Origin of the sequence: Nocardioides sp. NPDC059952 (genome assembly GCF_042730435.1) — a bacterium.
GTDB lineage: Bacteria > Actinomycetota > Actinomycetes > Propionibacteriales > Nocardioidaceae > Nocardioides.
The window spans coordinates 2,323-7,565 of the sequence record NZ_JBHWLY010000125.1 but is presented as its reverse complement, the minus strand read 5'-3'; the positions used below and the strand labels follow the sequence as shown (position 1 = coordinate 7,565).

The following is a 5,243-nucleotide window of genomic DNA, read 5'->3' as shown; positions in this document are numbered from 1 at the left end:
GGTGCCATCGCGCGCAGAGGGGACCGTGTTGGTCTCGACACGCTCGGCCGCAGGCGGCCTCGCGGCTCGACCAGCGCGGTCAGGGGTCAGGCGAGGATGCCGGCGTGGAGCAGCTTCAGGTACTGCTCCGAGAGCGTCTCGGGGGTGTGGCGGCCGCCGGGGCGATACCAGGCGACGGTGGACCAGACGCCGTCGCGGATGAACCGGTAGGTCAAGGCGGGGTCCAACGACGTCTGGAAGGCTCCCGAGGTCTGCCCGGCCTCGATGACCCGGATCCACAGCGCCTCGTTGTCGCGGGAGCGCTCGGCGACGAACTCGAAGCCCTCGACGGTCGCCAGGAAGGACGCCTCGTTCTGGTAGAGCGCGACGGCGAGCCGCTCGTTGTGGATCGTCCGGAACGACTCCGTGATCAGTCCGTCCAGGTCTGCCTGCGGGTCGACCCCGCTCTCGACGATCTCGGTGAACCGCGCGTTGAGCCCGTCGAGGAACCCCGAGAGCAGCTCGGTCAGCATCGCTTCCTTGGAGCGGAAGTGGTGGTAGAGCGAGCCCGACAGGATCCCGGCGGCATCGGCGATGTCGCGTACGGTCGTCTGGGCGAAGCCCTTGGTCGCGAACATCTCGGCAGCCAGCGTGAGCAGCTCGGCCCGCCGCGACGACCCCGACGCCGTCCCCCGCCTTCTCGGCGCAACCCCCGTGTCAGTCATGGACGAAGCCTACCAAACAAGCAGTTGCTCAACTACGCTTGCCAGGATGACCCCCCGCACGATCCCGGCCCTGATCGAGAAGGCCAAGCAGACCTACGCCGACCACCCGGCCATCGTCGACGGCCCCACGACGCTCACCTACGCCGAGCTCGCCGACGCGACCGACCGGGCCGCGCGCGCCTTCCTGGCCAGCGGCGTACGCAGCGGCGACCGCGTCGCCATCTGGGCCCCCAACCGATGGGAGTTCCCGGTCGCGGCCCTCGGCGCGCAGACGATCGGGGCGGCCGTGGTGCCGCTCAACACCCGCTACCGCGGCCATGAGGCGCGCGAGATCCTGGAGCGCTCCCGCGCCACCGCGCTGGTCACCGTCAACGGCTTCCTCGGCACCGACTACGTCCAGATGCTCCGCGACGCCGGCCCGCTCCCGGAGCACCTGCTCACCATCGTCGACCTCGCCGGCGACTGGGACGAGTTCCTGGCCAGCGGAGCCGAGATCACCGACAAGCGTCTCGAGGACGCCAAGGCGACCGTCACCCCCGACACCCTGGCCGACCTGCTGTTCACCTCCGGCACGACCGGCAAGCCGAAGGGCGTGATGTGCGCGCAGCGCCAGACGATCGGGACCGCCGACGTCTGGGCACGCGGCGCCGCGCTCAGCCAGGAGGACCGCTACGCCATCGTCAACCCGTTCTTCCACGGGTTCGGCTACAAGGCGGGCTTCCTCGCGGCATTCAGCGCGGGCGCCACGATCTACCCGATCGCGACCTACGCCCCGACGCAGACGTTGCAGCTGATCCAGGACGAGCGGATCACCGTCCTTCCCGGCGCCCCCACGATCTTCACGACCCTCATCAACCATGACGACCTGAAGGCGTACGACCTCTCCTCGCTGCGCTTCGCGATCGCCGGCGCGGCGAGCGTCCCGGAGAGCCTCTTCGCCGACATGCGCGACGTCCTCGGGATCGACGAGGTCAAGGGCGCCTACGGCCTCACCGAGTGCCTGGTCGCGACCACCACCCGCCCCGGCGAGGACCCGGCGCACGTGGCCAAGGTGGTCGGCCCCGCGGTCGAGGGGCTGGAGATCCGCACCGTCACCGCCACCGGGGAGGACGCGGAGCCCGGCGAGGACGGCGAGGTCTGGATCCGCGGCGACAACGTCATGCTCGGCTACTTCGAGAATCCCGAGGCAACCGCCGAGGCGATCGACGAGGACGGCTGGCTCCACACCGGCGACGTCGGCTTCCTCGACGAGCACGGCTGCCTGAAGATCACCGACCGGATCAAGGACATGTTCACCGTCGGCGGCTTCAACGTCTATCCGGCCGAGGTCGAGAACACCCTCGCCAGCCACCCCGGCATCGTCGAGTCCGCGGTCATCGGCGTCCCCGACGCGCGCCTCGGTCAGGTCGGCAAGGCCTTCGTCGTCGTACGCGACGACCTGACCGCCGATTCGATCGCGACCTGGCTCAAGGACCGCCTCGCCAACTACAAGCAGCCGAGGGCGTACGTCCTGATCGACAGCCTTCCGCGCAACGCCAGCGGCAAGGTGCTGAAGACGGACCTGCGCGACACCGGGAATTAGATGAGACACCCCCCGGGGCGGGGGTATAGGTTTCCGGAGCCCGTCTTCATCTTCCCCCACGGAGGCTTCGATGCCCCGACGCGCCAAGATCGCGTCCATCTCCGGCACCACCCTCGTTCTCGGCGTGGTCGCAGTGGCGATCCCCCTGACACTGAACTCCGCCACCGCCGAGCCGACCTCGTCCGGCCCGCTGGCCGCGTTCGAGGCCGCGAACAGGGAGCCGTCCAAGCTTCCCGCCGGCCCGGTCGAGGCTCACGTCGAAGAGATCGCACTGACCACCTCGACCGGCAGGGCGACCGAGCACGCGACGAAGGTCGACAAGCCCCGCACCAACGTCATCAAGAGCGAACCGCAGGACGTCACCGGCTTCGGTGTCGTCGGCGTGACCTGGTCCGGCGACGACACCGAAGCCGAGGACGTACGCCCCGAGATCCGCACCCTGAAGGACGACGTGTGGTCCTCATGGAGCCCGATGGTGGTCGACGTCGAGGACCACGGTCCGGACGCCGGCAGCGCCGAGGCCAAGGGTGTCCGCCCGGGCACCGACGAGTTCCTGGCCGGGCACGTCGACCAGGTGCAGACCCGGATCATCGTCCCTGACGCCGCCGCGATCCCCGACGACCTCGAGCTCGCGGTGATCGAGCCCGGCAAGCCTTCGGACACGGTCGAGGAGCTCCCCGAGATCGAGACCGACAAGGACAAGCCTCGGGCGACCAGCGTCCACAAGGGCAGCAAGGACTCCGACCTCAACCTGGTCGCGTCCACCTACACCTCGAGCCCGACGATCTACAGCCGTTCGCAGTGGGGCGCCGACGAGACCCTCCGTGAGCAGACGGACCCGACCTACCGCACGATCCACGGCGGTTTCGTCCACCACACCGCAGGCACCAACGCCTACACCGAGACCGACGTCCCCGGCATCATCCGGAGCATCTACGAGTTCCACGTGACCACCCGTGGCTACCGCGACGTCGGCTACAACTTCTTCGTCGACAAGTTCGGCCGCATCTGGGAGGGCCGCCACGGCGGCGTCGCGCTGCCGGGCGAGGGCGCCCACACCAGCGGCTACAACTACGACAGCTTCGGTGCTTCGGCGCTCGGCTGCTTCGACACGGTCGCGGCCGGCTGTCCTGACGACGCCGGCTCGACGCAGAACCAGCCCACGGACGCGATGATCCAGGCGTACGGCTCTCTGTACGCCTGGAAGCTCTCGCTCCACGGCGTCACCGCCAACGCCACCAACGTGTCGCTGACCAAGACCGACGGCACCAAGACGGTCTTCCCGCACGCGATCCAGGGCCACCGCGACGCGGGCACCACCGTCTGCCCGGGCGCAAACCTCCAAGCCAAGCTCCCCCAGATCCGTACGCTCGCCGCCGGCCTCCAGAAGAGCTGGAGCGGCCGCGACCTGGAGTCCCACATCGCCGGCACGAGCCACTCCGACTTCGTGGCACGACGGGCGTCCGACGGCCGGATCTTCACGCTGCGTACGGGCGGGTTCGCCGGGTTCAACTCGACCAAGACGTCCACGACGGTCGGCAGCACCGTGCGCGAGGCCGTCGTCACCCCGGACATCACCGGCGATGGCAAGGCCGACCTGATCCAGGTCCGCACCGACGGCTCGGCCGGCATCCGCAAGGGCCGCGGTGACGGCACCTTCGCGGCGGTCTTCAAGAACCTCGGCAAGAGCACGTTCTCCGGGGTCTCCAAGATCACCGCGACCGGCAACATCGGCGGCACCTCGGCCAACGACCTGGTCGGCAAGAACGCGAAGGGCTACCTGGTGCGCTACACCGGCAACGGTGCCGGCGGGTTCACCCGAGTGGGCACGACGCGCTCGCTGGGCGGCTTCGACAAGCTCGCCGCGACCGGCGACGTCAACAAGGACGGCAAGCGCGACCTGATCGGCCGCAAGTCCGGGGCGCTCTACTACTTCAAGGGATCGGGCTCCGGCACCTTCGGCTCCCCCGTCAAGCTCGCGACCCAGAGCCCGTCGTGGTCCTCGCTGGTCCAGATCAGCGGCTACGGCGACTTCACCGGCGACGGCCGCGGCGACCTGATCGGCCGAGACTCGTCCAACCGTGGCTGGATCTACCCGGCCTCCGGCTCGGGCTTCGGCAAGCCGTTGGGCCCGTACGCGGACGTCAACCGCACCCTCGTCGGCGCGGTCAACCTCGTCGGCAACAGCCTCCCTGACCTGGTGATGAAGTCCGGCTCGACGCTCTACGTCAAGCCGAACAGCGGTCGAGTCAGCCTGGCCGCGCCGGTCGACAGCGGCATCACGCTGACGAGCGCCACCGCACTGATGAACGCCGGCGACTGGAACCGCGACGGCAAGGGCGACTTCCTGGCCAAGATGTCCGACGGCTCCGTACGCCTCTACCGGGGCTACGGCACCGGCAAGTTCGCCAGCCCCGTCACGATCGCGACCGGCCTCGGCACGGTCAGCGTCATCGACGCGGTCGGTGACGTCACCGGCGACGGGTATCCGGACCTGATGGGCCGTACCTCCGGCGGCACGATCACGTTGTGGCCGGGCAAGGGCTCGGCCAAGGTCGGGGCGTCGATCACCATGAAGTCCTCGGCATCGGGCACCCGCCTGGTCGGCGTCGGGCGCTGGAACAGCGGCAACACCCCCGACGTACTCTTCGTCAACGGCACCAGCACCGTCGTCCACGAGAGCAACGGGCCCGGTGGCCTGGTCTCCACACAGACCCTGTCGATCAACCTGTCGGGCTATGACGCGGTGCTCGGCGTACGCGATCTGCGGGCCGGCTCGGGTGGCGACCTGATCGTGCGTTCGGGCAGCTACATCTATGCGCTGGAGCGCAACAGCACCGGCACCGGGCTGACCCGCACCTACCTGGGTGCGCTGTCGGGCTACAACCTGCTGGGCTGACCGAAGTTGTGATACTGTGATTGTAATATATGTAAGTAAAAACATAAAAAAAAAACCG

3 protein-coding genes are annotated in these 5,243 nt (G+C 68.8%); 2 read left to right on the top strand and 1 reads right to left on the bottom strand.

The features are described from left to right. Positions 1–86 precede the first annotated feature (86 nt). Positions 87–704: a TetR/AcrR family transcriptional regulator gene (locus tag ACFV9G_RS29280; RefSeq protein WP_378732902.1), complete on the bottom strand. Its 618-nt coding sequence runs from the start codon at positions 702–704 to the stop codon at positions 87–89. 46 nt (positions 705–750) lie between these two features. On the opposite strand from ACFV9G_RS29280, the gene ACFV9G_RS29275 reads away from it, so the two are divergent. Both ACFV9G_RS29275 and ACFV9G_RS29270 read left to right on the top strand, forming a co-directional pair. Continuing rightward, positions 751–2,286, top strand: coding sequence for a FadD3 family acyl-CoA ligase (locus ACFV9G_RS29275; protein WP_378732900.1), 1,536 nt, complete (start codon positions 751–753; stop codon positions 2,284–2,286). Positions 2,287–2,356: 70 nt separating this feature from the next. Next, positions 2,357–5,185 carry an FG-GAP-like repeat-containing protein gene (locus ACFV9G_RS29270; RefSeq protein ID WP_378732898.1) on the top strand — a complete coding sequence of 943 codons (2,829 nt, stop codon included), beginning with the start codon at positions 2,357–2,359 and terminating at the stop codon, positions 5,183–5,185. Positions 5,186–5,243 lie beyond the last annotated feature (58 nt).

Coding starts and splice junctions, on each gene's coding strand:
- ACFV9G_RS29275 (WP_378732900.1), top strand. CDS start 751: ATGACCCCCCGCACGATCCCGGCCCTGATCGAGAAGGCCAAGCAGACC.
- ACFV9G_RS29280 (WP_378732902.1), bottom strand. CDS start 704: ATGACTGACACGGGGGTTGCGCCGAGAAGGCGGGGGACGGCGTCGGGG.
- ACFV9G_RS29270 (WP_378732898.1), top strand. CDS start 2,357: ATGCCCCGACGCGCCAAGATCGCGTCCATCTCCGGCACCACCCTCGTT.